General features: G+C 57.8%; 20 protein-coding genes. 6 read left to right on the forward strand and 14 right to left on the reverse strand.

Features of this window, described 5'->3' with window-relative positions:
• The first annotated feature begins 69 nt into the window (after positions 1-69).
• Positions 70-1,095, forward strand: coding sequence for a Hint domain-containing protein (locus ABWV79_RS18900; RefSeq protein ID WP_353393929.1), 1,026 nt, complete (start codon positions 70-72; stop codon positions 1,093-1,095).
• A gap of 89 nt (positions 1,096-1,184) precedes the next feature.
• Positions 1,185-2,219: a phosphotransferase family protein gene (locus tag ABWV79_RS18905; RefSeq protein ID WP_353393931.1), complete on the forward strand. Its 1,035-nt coding sequence runs from the start codon at positions 1,185-1,187 to the stop codon at positions 2,217-2,219.
• 63 nt (positions 2,220-2,282) lie between these two features.
• On the opposite strand, the gene rplA is transcribed toward ABWV79_RS18905, so the two are convergent.
• Positions 2,283-2,981 (reverse strand): 50S ribosomal protein L1, encoded by a 699-nt coding sequence (gene rplA / locus ABWV79_RS18910; protein ID WP_170355304.1) that lies wholly within the window; start codon positions 2,979-2,981, stop codon positions 2,283-2,285.
• Position 2,982: 1 nt separating this feature from the next.
• Positions 2,983-3,432, reverse strand: a complete 450-nt coding sequence (rplK, locus tag ABWV79_RS18915; protein WP_010440985.1) for a 50S ribosomal protein L11 — start codon at positions 3,430-3,432, stop codon at positions 2,983-2,985.
• Positions 3,433-3,742: 310 nt separating this feature from the next.
• Between rplK and ABWV79_RS18920 the strand changes: the two genes are divergently transcribed.
• Positions 3,743-4,603 carry a hypothetical protein gene (locus ABWV79_RS18920; RefSeq protein WP_353393934.1) on the forward strand — a complete coding sequence of 287 codons (861 nt, stop codon included), beginning with the start codon at positions 3,743-3,745 and terminating at the stop codon, positions 4,601-4,603.
• Between the two features lie 68 nt (positions 4,604-4,671).
• Complete coding sequence (locus tag ABWV79_RS18925) at positions 4,672-5,364, forward strand: hypothetical protein (protein WP_353393936.1); 693 nt, start codon at positions 4,672-4,674, stop codon at positions 5,362-5,364.
• Between the two features lie 128 nt (positions 5,365-5,492).
• On the opposite strand, the gene nusG is transcribed toward ABWV79_RS18925, so the two are convergent.
• The 7 genes from nusG to ABWV79_RS18960 all read right to left on the reverse strand — a co-directional run bounded on the left by nusG (position 5,493) and on the right by ABWV79_RS18960 (position 11,695).
• Complete coding sequence (gene nusG / locus ABWV79_RS18930) at positions 5,493-6,026, reverse strand: transcription termination/antitermination protein NusG (RefSeq protein ID WP_170355307.1); 534 nt, start codon at positions 6,024-6,026, stop codon at positions 5,493-5,495.
• Positions 6,027-6,220: 194 nt separating this feature from the next.
• Positions 6,221-6,418: a preprotein translocase subunit SecE gene (gene secE, locus ABWV79_RS18935; protein WP_170355308.1), complete on the reverse strand. Its 198-nt coding sequence runs from the start codon at positions 6,416-6,418 to the stop codon at positions 6,221-6,223.
• A 68-nt stretch (positions 6,419-6,486) separates the two neighbouring features.
• The gene (gene ccoS, locus ABWV79_RS18940) at positions 6,487-6,645 is read right to left on the reverse strand and encodes a cbb3-type cytochrome oxidase assembly protein CcoS (RefSeq protein WP_170355309.1); all 159 of its coding nucleotides are present in this window, start codon (positions 6,643-6,645) and stop codon (positions 6,487-6,489) included.
• Positions 6,646-6,649: 4 nt separating this feature from the next.
• The gene (locus ABWV79_RS18945) at positions 6,650-8,815 is read right to left on the reverse strand and encodes a heavy metal translocating P-type ATPase (protein ID WP_353393939.1); all 2,166 of its coding nucleotides are present in this window, start codon (positions 8,813-8,815) and stop codon (positions 6,650-6,652) included.
• Positions 8,816-8,830: 15 nt separating this feature from the next.
• Entirely contained in the window at positions 8,831-9,289 is a 459-nt protein-coding gene (locus tag ABWV79_RS18950; protein ID WP_170355311.1) for a FixH family protein, read from the reverse strand.
• 1 nt (position 9,290) lies between these two features.
• Positions 9,291-10,718, reverse strand: a complete 1,428-nt coding sequence (gene ccoG, locus ABWV79_RS18955) for a cytochrome c oxidase accessory protein CcoG (protein WP_353393941.1) — start codon at positions 10,716-10,718, stop codon at positions 9,291-9,293.
• 101 nt (positions 10,719-10,819) lie between these two features.
• Complete coding sequence (locus ABWV79_RS18960) at positions 10,820-11,695, reverse strand: LysR family transcriptional regulator (RefSeq protein ID WP_170754445.1); 876 nt, start codon at positions 11,693-11,695, stop codon at positions 10,820-10,822.
• A gap of 99 nt (positions 11,696-11,794) precedes the next feature.
• Between ABWV79_RS18960 and ABWV79_RS18965 the strand changes: the two genes are divergently transcribed.
• Positions 11,795-11,962: a hypothetical protein gene (locus tag ABWV79_RS18965; RefSeq protein ID WP_353393943.1), complete on the forward strand. Its 168-nt coding sequence runs from the start codon at positions 11,795-11,797 to the stop codon at positions 11,960-11,962.
• 102 nt (positions 11,963-12,064) lie between these two features.
• Here the strand turns inward: ABWV79_RS18965 and ccoP are convergent, their stop codons facing one another.
• Genes ccoP through ccoN form a run of 4 tightly spaced genes read right to left on the reverse strand, consistent with a single transcriptional unit; the run spans position 12,065 to position 15,471 of the window.
• Positions 12,065-12,928 (reverse strand): cytochrome-c oxidase, cbb3-type subunit III, encoded by an 864-nt coding sequence (gene ccoP, locus ABWV79_RS18970; protein WP_170754450.1) that lies wholly within the window; start codon positions 12,926-12,928, stop codon positions 12,065-12,067.
• Positions 12,925-13,110, reverse strand: coding sequence for a cbb3-type cytochrome c oxidase subunit 3 (locus ABWV79_RS18975; RefSeq protein ID WP_170355315.1), 186 nt, complete (start codon positions 13,108-13,110; stop codon positions 12,925-12,927). Before ABWV79_RS18975 ends, ccoP begins: the two co-directional genes overlap by 4 nt.
• A 10-nt stretch (positions 13,111-13,120) precedes the next feature.
• Positions 13,121-13,849, reverse strand: a complete 729-nt coding sequence (gene ccoO / locus ABWV79_RS18980) for a cytochrome-c oxidase, cbb3-type subunit II (protein ID WP_170355316.1) — start codon at positions 13,847-13,849, stop codon at positions 13,121-13,123.
• Positions 13,850-13,863: 14 nt separating this feature from the next.
• On the reverse strand, positions 13,864-15,471 hold the full coding sequence (gene ccoN, locus ABWV79_RS18985; RefSeq protein WP_170355317.1) for a cytochrome-c oxidase, cbb3-type subunit I: 1,608 nt from the start codon (positions 15,469-15,471) through the stop codon (positions 13,864-13,866).
• 193 nt (positions 15,472-15,664) lie between these two features.
• Here ccoN and ABWV79_RS18990 point away from each other — a divergent pair, with 193 nt between their 5' ends.
• Positions 15,665-16,504 (forward strand): universal stress protein, encoded by an 840-nt coding sequence (locus ABWV79_RS18990; protein WP_353393946.1) that lies wholly within the window; start codon positions 15,665-15,667, stop codon positions 16,502-16,504.
• A gap of 6 nt (positions 16,505-16,510) precedes the next feature.
• On the opposite strand, the gene fnrL is transcribed toward ABWV79_RS18990, so the two are convergent.
• Entirely contained in the window at positions 16,511-17,248 is a 738-nt protein-coding gene (gene fnrL / locus ABWV79_RS18995) for a transcriptional regulator FnrL (protein WP_170754454.1), read from the reverse strand.
• Positions 17,249-17,285 lie beyond the last annotated feature (37 nt).

Raw genomic sequence — 17,285 nt, forward strand, 5'->3', positions numbered from 1 at the left:
GGGTTTTGCCGGTTTCCAACCTAAAGCCTCCGCCTGGTTAACAAGTTTCTGTAAGGTTAAGTCGAGCACATGGTACTTCGCAGTTTTTTCGCTCAGGACAGCTCCAGCCTGATTGTGACCTCCAGTTCTTCTGGCGGTATCGTAGGCAACTCGATTATCAACAACTCGGATACTCCGGACGGGACCATCTTTTCCTTTTCTGGCGGCGGCGGGACGACCGTCACGCTGGACGACACCAGCGGCAGCCCGGATATTTTCAACGACGACCAGGCGGGCGGACATATCATCACGGATGGCGGCGGGATTGTCGCCGACGGTACGCCGGTCGAGTCAGAATCCATTATCGTCCTGCGCGCCCTGGACGGTGATGGCAACCCGGTCGGACCCGAAATCGAGGTCTACGTTTTTTCGCAAAACGGCGTCACCTCGGACGTTTGGGGATTTGCAACGTCTGCACCGCTGGACCCCGGAACATCCTATATCAAGGTTTCAGGATCTAACGCAGGCAGTTCGGCTTATGACGACTACATCCCCTGTTTTGGCCCAGGCACTCTGATCGCAACATCTGAAGGGGATGTCGATATCGCGCAACTCAGCCGTGGTCAGAACATCTGGACCCGCGATGCCGGTTTTCAGCCAATCATGTGGACCGACACGACCACAGTCCCCGGGCGCGGCGCCTTTGCACCTGTTGTGATTGAACAGGGGGCCATCGGAAACACCAAAAAACTTATTCTGTCACAGCAACATCGGGTTCTCGTCGCTTCGCCCGCGATAAGCATGCTGTTCGGGTCTTCTGAGGTTTTCGTTGCGGCCAAGCATCTTTGCTACCTGCCGGGTGTTGAAATCCGCGAGATGGACAGGATCACCTACACGCATTTCATGTTCGACCAGCATCACATCGTTCGGTCGAACGGAGCGTTGACAGAAAGCTATTTCTTTGGCGAAAGCGCGAAACATGCCTTGTCCTCGGCGCAGCGAGCCGAGATTTTGGCCCTGTTCCCCTCGCTTGACCACGCAAGGGACGCCTTCCGTCACACTGCAGCCGCGACGATCAACGCCCGTGAAGCAGCAGTTCTAAGCGCGTATATGTGACCTAACAGGATGCGGGATGCCGCCAATCCCGGCATTTGCGCAACGCACCTGAACGCTGCATTGTCTGCAGATACAAATGCAGACGATTAATGCGAAGAGAAAAACCTTGGCATGTGGTGGAACTTTCAGGACTCGACCCTCGACAAAACAGCCTTGAAACTTTGGCAGGTTTCGCCGCCCAGGCGGGGTTGTCGCGCCATGGCTGGACGCTGACCAAACTGTCCCGCCGAGACGATCCGGAAAACTCTCGGATTGTTCTTCGCGCAAAACACAGGTCGGGTTTGTCTTACGCCTACAAGTTCCAGCTTAAACCCGAGTCGCAACAGGGGTTTGTCACCCACCACATGCGCCAGGAACGAGCGTTTCATGCTCTGGGGGAAGACGCCACCCTGACCGCGCCCAAACCTATCCACGTGTCACAGGACGCTCAAACAAGCCTCTTTGAATACATAAAGGGTCACACCTTCGCTGAACTCGTCCGCAAGGCTGAGGGTCGGCCTGTCCAACAATTGGACCTTTTAAAACAAGCCGGGGTCTGGCTGGATGCCTATCACCGCACACAGATCGAAGAGCGGCGCATCTTTCAGCCCAAATACACGGTCTGCTACTATCAGGAGCTGGAAAAACAGATCACCGCAGGCACTGCAACCGTACCCGCACGGCAACTGTTTCTCGCCGGTATCCGACGGATCATCGAGCTGGCGCCACAGTTCGAAGGCCAGCAAACGATTTCGGCAATTCAGCACGGCGACTTTCACCTATCCAATCTGATACGAGACGACCAGCGGACACTCGGGCTTGACTTTACCAGCGATCAAATGGCGCCGGTCGGACATGACACTTCAAAAGTCTTGCTGGATTTTACCACCCTGACCCGTTCTGCACACGAGGTGGCGCCCGGCCGAGTCGTCCCCGAGGATGTCACTTCAGCTTTTTTCGAAGGGTATAAACTGGTCGGTCCAAATGATCCCAGCCTGGCTTTTCTTCTTTATCCACGCGTCTTGTCGACTTTGGCCCGCGTGCCACAGAAAAAGGCGCTGCGCACTGAGGCCAAACAAAGAACTCTGCGGCGGCTACGACCCTTTGCGAAAAGGGCTTTTCAGCCGGATCACTTTACAAATTGACACAAAAAATCCCGGGCAGTTCTCACCACCCGGGATCAAATCTTTGTAGTCGTGCGTAAAGGCTTATTCGCCCGCCGCAGCCGCCACATCCAGAGTCACGCCTGGGCCCATGGTCGAGCTCAGCGCGATTTTCTTCATGTAGGTGCCTTTGGCGCCCGACGGCTTGGCCTTGGCCACAGCCGAAACGAATGCGCGCACGTTTTCGGCCAGCTTGGCTTCGTCGAACGACGCTTTGCCAACGCCAGCGTGCACAACGCCGCCTTTTTCCGCCTTGAACTGAACTTCACCGCCCTTGGCTGCTTCCACGGCTGCTTTGACGTCCATGGTCACGGTGCCAACCTTGGGGTTCGGCATCAGGTTGCGGGGGCCCAGAACCTTACCCAGACGGCCAACGATGGGCATCATGTCCGGGGTGGCAATGCAGCGATCGAATTCGATGGTGCCGCCCTGAATGGTTTCCATCAGGTCCTCTGCGCCAACGATATCGGCGCCGGCTTCTTTCGCTTCGTCAGCCTTGGGGCCACGAGCGAATACCGCAACGCGCATCGCTTTACCGGTGCCGTTGGGCAGGCCAACAACGCCGCGAACCATCTGGTCAGCGTGACGGGTGTCAACGCCCAGGTTCATCGCGATTTCGATGGTCTCGTCGAATTTCGAGGTTGCGTTGGCTTTGACCAGGGCAACTGCGTCTTCGATCGACAGATTTTCCTTGCCGGCGACAGCTTCGCGCGCAGCGCGGGTGCGTTTACCAAGTTTTGCCATCTTACTTCACCTCGATGCCCATAGAGCGGGCCGAGCCCAGGATGATCTGCATTGCGCCTTCGACGTCGTTGGCGTTCAGATCTTTCATTTTGGCTTCGGCGATTTCACGAACCTGCTTCGAGGTCACGGTTGCCACGGTCTCACGACCTGGGTTTTCCGCGCCACGGGGGCGGTTACGCTTGCCAACCGGCTTCAGACCAGCTGCTTTTTTCAGGTAATAAGACGCGGGCGGCGTCTTGATGTCCATGGTGAAGGACTTGTCCTGATAATAGGTGATCACGGTGGGGCATGGGGCGCCGGGCTCCATGTCTGCAGTCTTGGCATTGAACGCCTTGCAGAATTCCATGATGTTGATGCCGCGCTGACCCAGCGCCGGACCAACTGGCGGCGACGGGTTCGCCTGACCTGCAGGAACCTGCAGCTTCATTGTACCAGCAAGCTTCTTGGCCATTTGGTTTTCCTTTCAACGTAGGTGAAACGCGTTCCACCCGGTTTATGTTGCGTGGTCCGATCCGGGATCGCGATCCCAACAACCTCCCACGAGAGAATCTCGCCCGAAGACGATAGAGGCGGCATTTACAGGGGAACGATGGGGTTGGCAAGTAGATGTCACCTTATTCCCAAGTGACCCTTTTTGTCTTGGTCCGACTTCAGTGTCAGTTAGAAAAGCCAAACAGAATAATTTACTTGAATACATAAGTTGCGCCAGAGAACAAGACGGGTATCTTGGAACTGCTTGATTGCAAAAGAGGTGATCGGGGATGGCATCATCTCGGCTGAACAAGGGGCTACTGATCTGCGTTTTCCTAGCGATGCTGCCGGGATGTGGCAGCAAGGCTCAGGATCAGGACGCCGCGTCCGAGACAACCGGCCAATCCAACGGGTCCAACAGTCCCGTGTCAACCGCCACGACGGGGATTGATCCTGCCAACTATGCCGGTCGGTTTCAGATAAAACTGACCAAGGAAGTTCCCCTACGCGACATTCCCGTTCCTTTCACGGTTTACAGTGGCCTTGAAGAAGCCAGCCCCACAAGGTTGCAAATAAGGGCGTTCATGGACTTGCGCGGATTGCAGGAAAAGGCGCCGCAGATTCTGACTGGCCCTCTGGAAGAAAGCTGCAAACGTCAGATCTATCTTGAGGTCCGCGATGTCACTGCCATAGGCGATACTGTAAAGGTCGAGGGTTCGGCCCGCGCTCAATTTACCAGGTGCAACCGGCGTGAAGAAGCTGGCATTCGTTATTTTGGGGCTACAGTCGATGCCGTTGCTGTCGCCAAGGCGGAAGTTAAAGGCCAGTGCCTGACATTCAGTATCGAAAATGTTGACCTCAACCCGCGTGGCTTTATCGGCGCCGTCAGCAATCTTTTTGGTTTGACCAACCGCATCAACGAAGCCGTGTTAGAAAAGGGTGGAGAGTTTTTGGCCGCAAACCCGGTCTGCCCGCCACTGCCCGAAGAATTCGCAGTTCTCGACCCAATCTACGAATCCGGCGGCACACGCGAAATTGCTCCGGGCGGGATGGGAGCCGCAGTTGTCGGATCGGCTGATGTCAGCGCCGAGACAATCGTCAAAGTCCTTGCGGGCCTAAAAGCGCTTGGTGTTTTGGAGTTTGCTGAATGAGACATTGGTTCATGATCTTGGTCTTGGCGGCAGCAGTTCCCGGCGTTCGCGCTCCTAGCGCTCAGCAGGTGAACTTTCTGATCGACGCTACTTTACCGGTGCGCGAAACAAAGCTCCCCTACACGCTGGACATGAAAATCACTGCCGCTGCCCCTACACGGATCGGGGTAAACGCCCTTCTCGATCTCCGAGAGATACAAAAAACAGTGCCAGAGCAGTTGGCTGACAACGCGATCATCGACAATTGCGGCCTGCAGGCCCGGCTGGATGACTTAAGCCTCAAAGCCCAAGACGACGCGATTGACTTGAATGGAGATGTAACCATCACAATCTTCGAATGCAGTCGAACCAGCGAGCGCGACTTTCAGCGGGGCGAACAAAAAAGAGCCATCCTGGCGAATATGTCCACCGCGGCGACCGTCGAGCTGCGCGACAATTGTGCTTATTTCAAACTCATTGATCTTACACTTACGGCCCCTGAAGAACAGCGCGAGCAACTTCTGAAGGACGACACTCTGGACTCTGTTAAGGAATTGATGCTGGCCGCTGTGGACCTTGTTTTGAACGAAACCCCATTGTGTCCGGAATTACCAGCAGAACTCGCTTCACTCGATCCGGTTTACGACAATGGCGGCCCGAAAGAAATCGGAGAAGGCGGGCTGGGTGTCTTTCTTGACGGATCGGTGGATTTCAGCCCGTCGACAATCCTCGACATTCTGACAGCCCTTCAACAAAATGAACTGATCCCCGGACCGCCATAGCTACACAGTTCTTTCCCTGCCACCGAAGTAGCCTGCCCCTTGCCTCCGGCTGCTAGAACTGGTTTGAAACAAAAAAACGCCGCGTTGCTCAAGGCATCGCGGCGCTTCGAATCTCGCAGCAGGTTAAGTCAGCTCTGCTTGGTCACCTGCGTAAAGTCCAGCTCGACCGGGGTTTCGCGACCGAAGATCGAAACCGAAACCTTCAGCTTCTGATTCTCGTCGTCCACGCCTTCGACCATGCCGTCGAAATCCTCGAACGGGCCGTCGTTGACCTTGACCTTCTCGCCGACCTCGAAGGAGATCATCAGCTTGGGCGCTTCTTCGCCTTCCTGAACGCGGTTGAGGATCTGGTTCACCTCGGCATCACGCATCGGCATCGGACGGCCTTGCGGGCCCAGGAAGCCGGTGACGCGGTTGATCGAGTTCACTAGGTGATAGCCCTGATCCGACATCTCCATATGCACCAGCACGTAACCGGGCATAAACCTGCGTTCGGTGGTGACCTTCTTGCCCCGGCGCACTTCGATCACCTCTTCGGTGGGCACCAGCACTTCGTCGATATCGTCCTCAAGGCCGTGTTCTGCCACCGACGTGCGGATCTGTTCTGCGATCTTCTTTTCGAAATTCGAAAGAACGCTGACCGAGTACCACCGTTTCGCCATGAACCTGTCGTCCTTGTTTTTCTCAGGCAGCGGCAACGCGTGCCCGTGATTGAAATTCCATTACGTTACCCGGAATAAAAAGCGGCGCGCGGTCCGAATCGCCGCACGCCCATTCCGAATAGTTCCGCGTGACCTACAAGGACATCGCGTGCTGTGCAAGGGGGAAGCGGTGTTTCCACCCTGCCCGCGCGGGTTTAGCCGAACATGCCCAGGATCAGTTGCAGACCGCCACGAATGCCCAGATCGACCAGCGCAAAGAACACAGCGGTAAGGGCCGCCATGATGAACACCATGACCGTGGTCAGCAGAACCTCGCGACGCGTCGGCCAGACGACCTTTGCAACTTCGGCGCGGACTTGCTGAATGAACTGGATCGGATTCATGGTAGCCATTTGGCGGTGTTCTCTCTGCTAGCGGATGGGCCGGACATAACCGGGCATTGCGGCAATTTCAAGGGCTGTCAGGGCTTGGGCTTGTCGTCCCATTCATCGCTGAGGATGCGCCGCGCGTCGCCCTCGGGATCGTCATACTGGTTCGAGCGGACAGTATAGACAAACGCCACCAGCCCAACCCCTCCCAGAAACAGGGAAATCGGTATCAGATAGGCCAGAACTTCCATCGCTTTACCTTACCCGCAATGCGTTCAAAGACACGGTGATAGACGATGTCGACATCGCCAGTGCCGCAATCAGCGGCGTAGCCAGACCAACCACAGCCAACGGCACCGCGATGATATTATAGACGGTGGCGATGCGAAAGTTTTCGCGAATCCGTTTGGTTGCTTTGGCTGCGGTGTCGCAGGCGTCGGCGATGGGCGACAGATCATTGCCCAGAAGCACAATGTCCGAGGCCACCCGCGCCGCATCCAGCGCCGAGGCCGGTGAGATCGACACATGCGCCGCCGCCAGCGCCGCGGTGTCGTTCAGCCCGTCGCCCACCATCAGCACGTGATGGCCCTGATCGCGCAGAGCCTCAACATGCGTGGCCTTGTCCTGCGGCAGGGCCTGCGCAATCCAGTTTTCAATCCCCAGCTTGCCCGCCAGTGCCTGAACCGCGCCTTGCGTATCGCCCGAGATCAGGATGACCTCTTTACCCGCATCACGCAGCGTCTGCACTGCCTCCGCAGCGCCGGGGCGCAGCGCGTCCGAGAACAGGAATGCCGACGGCGCTTGCCCGGCGATGGCCAGCCATGCGGCGGTCTGATCGCCTTCGTCTGCACCGGTCCATGCCGCCCGGCCCAAACGCACGCTTTGGCCACGATAGGTACCCTCGGTACCGTAGCCCGGAACCTCTGTGACCTCTTTCAGCGTGGCGGGCTTGATCCCTGCCTCGCGAGCGGCCTTGGTCAAAGCAACCGACAACGGGTGCGAGGACGCTTCGGCCAGTGCCAGCGCGACCTCAAGTTCGGATCTCGAATGATCGCCCAGATTGGTCAGTTCCGGAGTGCCAGAGGTCAGCGTGCCGGTCTTGTCGAAAACAACCGTATCAACCTCGGCCAGACGTTCCAGCGCGGTGGAGTGTTTGATCAGCATCCCTTTGCGGAACAACCGCCCCGAGGCCGCCGTGGTCACCGCAGGAACCGCCAGCCCCAGCGCACATGGGCAGGTGATGATCAGCACGGCGGCGGCGATGTTCAGCGCGGTGCGGATATCGCCGGAATAGATATACCACCCTACAAAGCTGAACGCCGACAGGATGTGTACCCCCGGTGCATAAAGCTTGGCCGCCTTGTCGGCCAGCGACGTGTAGCGCGAGCGCCCCGATTCCGCGATGGCGACCAGATCGGCCATACGGTGCAGCGAGGTATCTTCACCCACCGCCGTCGCGCGAATGGTCAGAGGGCCGGTCAGGTTGACTTCTCCGGCGCTGACGGTCGTGCCCGCTTCGGCAAAGACCGGCAGGGTTTCTCCGGTCAGCAGCGACCGGTCGAGCTCCGATTGACCCGAGACAATCTCGCCATCCACGGGCATCCGCCCGCCGGGGCGGATCAAGATCAGGTCGCCCACACTCAGCGTGGCAACGGCGACCTCTTCCTCGATGCCATCCACGACTCGAATGGCGCGGGGGACTTCCAGCGCGGTCAGCTCCTCGGCCGCAGATCGGGCTGCAGCGCGAGTACGGTAATCCAGATAGCGTCCAGCCAGCAGGAAGAAGGTAAGCGTCAGGGCGGCGTCGAAATAGGCATGCTCGCCGCTCAGCGCAGTTTCCCATAGCGATGTGACCAGCGCCAGCAGGATCGCCAGCACAATTGGCACGTCCATGTTCAGACGGCGCACGCGCAAGGCCGACCACGCATTCGCAAAGAAGGGCTGCGCAGAGAAAGCAATCGCAGGCAGCGCAATCGCCGCCGAAATCCAGTGGAACATGTCCCGCGTTGCATCCGCTGCCCCGGACCAGACCGAGACCGACAGCAGCATCACGTTCATCGAGGCAAACCCGGCCACCGCCAGCCGCATAAGCAGATCACGCCCCGCCTTGTCAGCCTGCGTGGCGGACAGGGCGCCGGGGTCCAGCTCATGCGCCTCAAAGCCCGCGTTTTCCAGCACAGGGATCAGATCGGCGGCGCGCAGATCGGGCGCGGCTTTGATCATGGCGCGTTTCAGGGTCAGGTTGACGCGCGCATCCTCGACGCCGGGCGTGGCGTTCAGCGCACGCTCGACCGTCGAGATACAAGCCGAGCAATGGATACCTGGCAACGACAGCGCGATCTGTACGTCCTGAGGGATCGACCGTGCCGGTTCTGCTGGGGCTGCGATACAACCCGGACAAGCCGCCGTACCGGAACTCATCTGCGCCACAGTCCCCTACCCCTTCACATAGAGCGGTACGCGCTGTGCGAATTCCGCTCCGCTATGGTCTTTGGCAACCAGACGGATGTTCCAGTTGCCCTTGCCCAGCGACGCGGGCGTTGCATAGGCGATGCCGTCAAAGGTGAAATCGGGAGCGAAATCCTCTTTGACATGAGTGGCCCGACCCACGACGGCCTGCAGCTCGGCCACCTGAACCGGCGCACCGGTCTTGTCGGTGATATGCAGGATCAGCAATCCGCCGGAAACCTCGGCCCGAATCTCCCAACCCAGAGCCTGCTGTTCCTGCAGGCGTTCGTTAAACTCCTGACTGGCCACGTAGGAGTTTTTAACCTCAAGCCCCGGAAAGGTCTTCACAGCACTGTAGGCCAGCACCAGATTGACGGCGATGATCACACTGAAGGCCCCAACAAACACGGCCAGCGCGTGTTTTCCGGTGAATTGACGTTCTGCCATCTTACTGCCCTCGTCCGTTGAAGGTCGTGTCTTTATAGGCGCGCTCACCGCTTTGCAGGTCTTCGACCCATATGCGCACAGGCGTCACATCCTCTGCCGCTGGACCAGTCTCTTTACGCGCAACGATATAGACGCGCTCAAGCTGGGCAGTATCGGCTGTGACATTCACTGTATCAAGATTCGTGCCCTCAATCACGATCCGCATGGCCGGATCGCCGGTCAGCGACAATTTGAACAAGCGATCCTCGCCATGCTTATTGCGCAGCCGAACGTCGTAGGTGTTGCGGATCGTCCCGTCAGACAGGGTCACAAAGGTCGGGTTCCGCACAGGCGCGACGGTCAGGTCGATTTCCGAGCGGATGAACAACGCGAACAGCAGCGCAAAGCCCACCGCCGACCACATGGCCGTATACATGATGGTCCGCGGGCGCAGAATGTGCTTCCAGATGTTCTTGGGCGGCTGACCAGCGCGTTCGCGGGTTTCGTCGCTCAGCGCCATATAGTCGATCAGACCGCGCGGTTTGCCGATCTTGGCCATCATGTCGTCACAGGCGTCAATGCACAGCGCGCAGGTGATGCATTCCAACTGCTGGCCATCACGGATGTCGATCCCCACCGGGCAGACATTGACGCAGGCCATACAGTCGATGCAATCGCCAAGCTCGGAATCCGCTGTGCGCTTGCCTTTGCCGCGCGGCTCGCCCCGCCATTCGCGGTAGCCCACGACCAGAGTATCCTCGTCCATCATTGCGGCCTGAATACGCGGCCACGGGCAGGCATAGATACAAATCTGTTCGCGCGCGAAGCCGCCAAACAAAAAGGTGGTGCCGGTCAGAATCAACACGGTCGTATAGGCCACGGGATGCGCATTCCCAGTCACCAGATCGCGCAGCAATGTGGGCGCATCGGCAAAGTAAAACACCCATGCCCCGCCGGTCGCGAGACCAATCAGGAGCCAAACCACCCACTTCGTGACCCGCAGACGCGCCTTGCGCAAATCCATCTTTTCCTGACGATGCAAGCGCAGGCGGGCATTTCGGTCGCCCTCGATCCAGCGCTCCACAAGAATATAGAGGTCGGTCCACACCGTCTGTGGACAGGCATAACCGCACCACACGCGCCCCAAAGCCGAGGTGAACAGGAACAGGCCCAAACCGGCCATGATCAACAGACCGGCCACGAAATAGAACTCGTGCGGCCAGATTTCGATCCAGAAGAAATAGAACCGGCGGTTTGCCAGATCCAGCAGCACTGCCTGATCCGGCAGGCTGGGGCCACGGTCCCATCTGATCCACGGAGTGATGTAGTAGATCCCCAGAGTAACCGCGAGGATGATCCATTTCAGGTTTCTGAACGGGCCGGATACACGACGGGGGAAAATAGGCTCCCTTGCAGCATATAGGCTGGGGGCGGGGTCGGAATCGCTCACGAGCTGGCTCCAGATTTGGCTTTATTTTTTGTGTCTTGTCCCAGATCACACAGATAAGCTCTTTGACATGGGTCAAAAGCGCATCGTGCAGACACCTTTTGTCACATGCGACCGGATTGCCGCCGCAGCCAGGACACGAAGGTTCTGACCGCCGGACGCATAGAATTTTCAGTGGTTACAATATGATATCCGCTGTTGCCCGGCTGGCAGAACAGTTCGACCAGCCGTCCATCGGCGATGTCGGATTCGACAAAATGCCGCGCCGTCACCGTGACGCCCTGACCCGCGCGGAGCCCGTCCAGCAGCAGGTTTCCGGGCAATGCAATTCGCCCGGCACGGGGGCCGTGCTCTACTCCTTGTCCAGCAAGCCATGTCGTTGCTTCAGTGGTCCCGAACTCTTCTAGCCAAGGCAGCTGACTTAACTCGGCAGCAGTCCAGTCCGTCTTGTCCCCTAGCAATGAAGGCGCGGCCACTATGGTAATCGGGCTTGGCAGTAAAAGCTCGGATGTCACTCCGGGCCAACCTCCCGCTCCATAACGGAGAGCCACATCCACCCCTCCAGGCCCGAGAGTCACGAGCTTTGGGGTAGGGTCCAACGCCAAATCAATATCCGGATGTTCCGCCTGAAAAGCCGGCAGCCTTGGCATCAGCCACGATGCAGCGAAAGACGGGGTTAGAGAAACATGAACCGGTCGATCAAGGCCCGATTGCACCAGATCGGTCACTGCCGCGCCAATGGCACGAAACCCAAGGTGTAAAGCTTGGGCCAGATGCTCACCCTCGGGTGTTAGAACCATCGACTTGCCCGACCGGTCCAGAAGGCTGGTACCTAAGTGCTTTTCCAACGCCCGCAGCTGCTGGCTGATTGCAGCGTGGCTGACATTCAACATCGAACCCGCCTGCACCACATTGCCCGTTTCCGCAAAGGCAGAAAAAGCCCTGAGCGCCGCAAGGGGCGGCATCTTCATCCAATCCATCTGTAAGCCTTACTTACACATTGACAAGGTAATTGAGTCGCATTTTCGGGCCCACAGGGCAATCCTCAAATAAGCTACAAACAGCAAAGGAGTACAAAAATGCTTTCGATCCTAGCGCGCAGTTTCATGACCGCGACCCAAAGCATGGACCGCAATCAGCAAGAAAAGGAACACCGTCAGAATTGGTTGCCGGACGGGCATTGGTGGAAACAAAAAAGCGATGCGCGCGAAAAGGTGAGTCTGGACCACACCTTTTTTCGTCGGTAGTCTAAAAAGTCAGCACCGGCTGTTCTGGAAACGCGCGAACAGATGGAACAGCCGGTGCTTCAACCTTCGGACGGCGAACCGTCCGGAGGTATTCTTTTCGCCTTACTGACCGCCACCCAGCTGGTGGACATAAGCGGTCACGGCGCGGATTTGCGCCTGAGTCAGGCGGTTTTCCCACGGAGGCATAACGCCGAAGCGGCTGTAGGTGACCGTCTCGGTCAAAGCCTCTTCACTGCCGCCGTACAACCAGATCGCGTCGGTCAGGTTCGGCGCGCCCTGGAAGACATCGCCTTTGCCGTCTTCGCCGTGGCAGGCCGCGCAATTGTCTTCGAAGACAACCTTACCGGCTTCAGCCGCTGCGTCATCCGACTGGGCGTTGGTCAGGGACATCACGTACTGAACGACCTGAGTGATCTCATCCTTTTCAAGAAGCTCGCCAAAGGCCGGCATCTCGGAATAGCGCGCATCGTCGCTTTCTTCATTCCGGATACCATAGGCAACGGTATATTCGATATCCTCAAGCGAACCGCCCCAAAGCCAGGCGTCATCCAGAAGGTTCGGGAAGCCGGTGGCCCCCTGCGCGCCCGAGCCGTGGCACTGCGCACACCAGGTGCGGAATACGGCACCACCCGAGTTCACAGCGTATTGCTGCAATTCGGCGTCCGCCGAGATTTCCTCAAGCGGCGTTTCTACCAGCCGCGCATTCCAAGGCGCGTTGGCTTCTTCGAAGGACACGATATCCTGCTGCACTTCCCCGCGCGAGGACCAGCCAACAACACCAGCGGTTGCCGATTGAACCAGCGGCCATGCCGGATACATGATGGTGTAGATCACGCCCCAGAAGATACAGGCGTAAAAAGTCCACAGCCACCAGCGAGGCATCGGATTGTCGAATTCTTCGATACCGTCCCAGCTGTGACCCGTGGTATTCGGATCGCCCGGCTGTTTATCAGGTGTCTTGCTCATGGCCGCGCCTCCTTGGATTCGGCGGGTTTGTCTTGATGCCGGAAGGGGATGTTGGCGGTGTCGTTGTATTCCTTGCTGGAACCGGGGCGGAAAACCCACACCACGATGCCAATGAAGAAAGTGAACAACAGCAGCAGCATCCAGCTATCCGCGAACTGTCTGAGGAGTGTGTATTCTTCCATAACGCCCTCCTTAGCGGCTTGCGTCCGGGGTGAAGGTCGAGAAATCGACCAGCGTGCCCAGCATCTGTAGATAAGCCACCAACGCATCCGCTTCGGTCAGTTCTGGCTGACCGTCGAAGTTACGTACGCTGACCTTGTCGCCATAGCGCTCAAGCAGCCCGTCATAGTCGCTGTCGGGATCGGCCTGCGCGCGGAAGTCAGCCTCGGCATTGGCCAGCATGTCCTCGGTGTAAGGCGTGCCGACAACGGCGTTCGCCTGCATGATGTCACCGATATACTTGCCGTCCAGCTTACGGTTTTCGAGGAAGCCGTATTTCGGCATCACCGATTCTGGAACAACCGACTGCGGATCACGCAGGTGGTCCACATGCCACTGGTCCGAATAGCGGCCTCCCACACGGGCCAGATCAGGACCGGTCCGCTTGGAGCCCCACTGGAACGGGTGATCATACATCGATTCAGCCGCCAATGAGTAGTGACCATAGCGCTCAACCTCGTCCCGCATGGGGCGGATCATCTGGCTGTGGCAGACATAGCAGCCTTCGCGAATGTAGATTTCACGCCCTGCCATTTCGAGAGGGGTGTAAGGGCGCATGCCCTCCACCTTCTCGATGGTGTTCTCAAGATAGAACAGCGGGGTGATCTGCACGATGCCACCGATGGTCACGACCAAAAAGCTGAATACCAGCAGGAGGGTCGCGTTGGTCTCGAGGATCTTATGTTTGTCGAGAATTGCCATTGCTCCGGCCCTCCTTATTCAGCCGGGACCGCGACGGACAGGCTGGCCTCTTTGGCCGGCGCTTTCCGCACAGTCATCCACAGGTTGTAGCACATGATCACGGCACCAGCGACGAACATCACGCCACCCAGAGCACGCACCACATACATCGGGAACTTAGCAGCCACGGTGTCAGCGAACGAGTTCACCAGGAAGCCGTTGGCATCCACTTCGCGCCACATCAGGCCTTCCATGATACCAGTGACCCACATCGACGCGGCGTACAGAACGATGCCGATCGTGGCGAGCCAGAAGTGCCAGCTGACCATCTGCAGCGAATACAGACGCTCGCGCTTCCACAGGACGGGAACCAGGAAGTACAGCGCACCAAAGGTGATCATGCCGTTCCAGCCCAGCGCGCCCGAGTGCACGTGACCAATGGTCCAGTCGGTGTAGTGAGACAGCGAGTTCACAGCGCGGATCGACATCATCGGACCCTCAAACGTGGACATGCCGTAGAAGCCGACCGAGATTACCATCATACGGATCACTGGATCGGTGCGCAGCTTGTCCCATGCGCCCGAGAGCGTCATCAGACCGTTGATCATACCACCCCAGGACGGCATCCACAGCACGACCGAGAACACCATACCCAGCGTCGAAGCCCAATCCGGTAGGGCGGTATAGTGCAGGTGGTGCGGACCAGCCCAGATATACAAGAAGATCAGTGCCCAGAAGTGGATGATCGACAGTTTGTAGCTGAAAACCGGACGCTCGGCCTGTTTCGGGATGAAGTAATACATCATGCCCAGGAAACCTGCAGTCAGGAAGAAGCCCACAGCATTGTGGCCGTACCACCACTGGATCATGGCGTCTTGCACGCCCGACCAGACGATGACCGATTTCGAACCCCAGATGCTGACCGGGATGGTGATGTTGTTCACCACGTGCAGCATTGCCACGGTCACGATAAAGGCCAGGTAGAACCAGTTGGCCACGTAGATATGCGGCTCTTTCCGCTTGATCACGGTGCCCAGATACACGGCCAGATAGGCGACCCAGACGATGGTCAGCCACAGGTCAACATACCATTCGGGTTCGGCATATTCTTTGGATTGCGTGCCACCCAGAACATAGCCGGTTGCAGCCAGAACGATGAACAGCTGATAGCCCCAGAACACGAACCACGCCAGATTGCCACCCCACAAGCGCGCGGCGCTGGTGCGTTGCACCACGTAGAATGAGGTCGCTATCAGTGCGTTACCACCAAATGCAAAAATCACTGCCGAGGTGTGCAGCGGACGCAAACGGCCAAAGTTCAGATAACCCTGCGCCCATTCAAAGTTCAGCGCCGGAAAGGCCAACTGGAACGCGATAAAGGTTCCTGCGACGAAACCGATCACCCCCCAAAAGGCGGTTGCTATCACGCCATAGCGGATCACCCCATCCATGTACTCACCGGAATGATCCACGAAAGTCTCTGGCTCATCCGTGTTTCTCAGCGTCCAGATGAACAAACCGCCGGCGATAAACATCACCAGAATTGCATGCACCTGATACGCCAAATCGCGTGCATAATTGGTTGCGATCGCGGCGAATACCGCAATCACACCAAGCACGATCAGCTTGATATAATTTGACATATTGCGTCCCTTTGCCATGCCCCGCGCGATTCTTTGGTGTCGCGAGACCCATTTGACTGGCTGCTGTTTTCTACGACAGCTGCTCAAACTGCTTTGATCTGTGTCAAGACAGAGCTCCGCATACTATGACAATGCTGAGGAAACGAATGGGCTGGAACGTCGCAGGGAACCGGCCCGTAAGCACGAGGTCAACATGGCTTACAAATCTCTCCTCACTGTTATGACAGAAACCACGCAATCTGACTCGGCACTTGCACAGGTCGTGGCGCTGGCTACAGCTCAGGACGCGCATGCTGAAGCACTGTGTCTTGGCGTCGACCGCAGCCAGACAGGGTATTATTATGCGGGCGCTAACGCTTTGATTCTTCAGGAAACCCTAAACCGGGCCAATGCTGAAGCCGAAGAGATTCTGGCATTCGCAAAAGACTTCTTTACCAAGTCAGGAGTGCGATGGTCTGCCGAATCCGGTGTTGCGCAAATCGCCGATTTGGGGCGACATGTTGCGCATCGCGCCCGGTTTTCCGACCTTGTCGTTTTGCCGCAGCCCTACGGTGAAAACCGCGGCGTCGAAGCGGAACCCATTGTCGAAGCCGCGATGTTCGAAGGGCACACCCCTGTGTTAATTGTTCCGGACTCGGCTAAAATCTTCAGCAAGCCCGGCACCATTTTGATCGGCTGGAATGAAAGTGTCGAGGCCATGCGCGCCATTCGCCGGGCTTTGCCTTTCCTTATTGCGGCAACCCAAGTGCGTATCGTTGTAATTGACCCGCCTCGGCATGGCCCGGATCGTTCGGACCCCGGCGGGATGCTGTCACAGATGCTATCGCGCCATGGGGTCAAGTGTGAAATCGATGTTCTCAGCAAAACCATGCCACGGGTATCAGATATCCTGAACCGTCACGCTGTGGATACTCAGGCTGACATGATCGTCATGGGGGCTTACGGCCACTCGCGCTTCCGCGAAGCCATTCTTGGCGGCGCAACTCGCAACATGTTGGAACAATCCTCGGTTCCGGTCTTTCTGGCGCACTGAAAGGCGTCAGACCAGAAAGCCACCATCCGAGTCGTCACCCGCCTCTTCCATAAGGCGGCCCATATCGGGGATCGTCACGTGGCGCTTGCCTTCCAACAGGATGACCTCATCTTTTTTGAGCGCCGAGATCTGACGGCTGACCGTTTCCAGCGTCAGGCCAAGGTAATCGGCCATCGCCTCGCGGGTCAGCGGCAGGTCGAAGACGATGGCCCCCCCTTTTTGGTTGATTGAGGCATCGCGGCGCGCGATGATCGACAGCAGGCTCGCGATCTTCTCGCGCGCGGTCTTGCGCCCCAGCACCAGCATCCATTCGCGGGCCGCGTCCAGTTCGTCAAGCGTCATCTGCAGCAACCGATGCGCGATGTGCGGCGTGGTGTTCATCAGTTCTTCGAAAGGCTTTTTCCGGAAGCAACACATGACAACATCTGTGGTCGCCTGCACATCGTAAGGCGCTGATTCGCGCCCCGGGCGCCCGACGAAATCGCTTGGCAGCAACAGTCCGACCATCTGAGTGCGCCCGTCTTCCATCGTCTGCGTCAAAGACGCAATCCCCGACACGACCGAGCCAACAAAATTCATCTGATCGCCGGACCATATGACAGTCTGACCGGCCTCGAAACTGCGATAATACTTAATGCTTTCAAGCTCTTCCAGCTCATCAGCATCGCAATGGGCACACACGGCCCGATGTCGGATCGGGCAGTCTGCACAGTTCGTATGGTCGATCTTGAATGTGGGTGTCATGCGCGCTTCCACTTGATCTCTATCAAAGCATCTGTTC

Source organism: Ruegeria sp. HU-ET01832, from assembly GCF_040371315.1.
In the GTDB taxonomy this organism is placed as follows: Bacteria; Pseudomonadota; Alphaproteobacteria; order Rhodobacterales; family Rhodobacteraceae; genus Ruegeria; species Ruegeria lacuscaerulensis_A.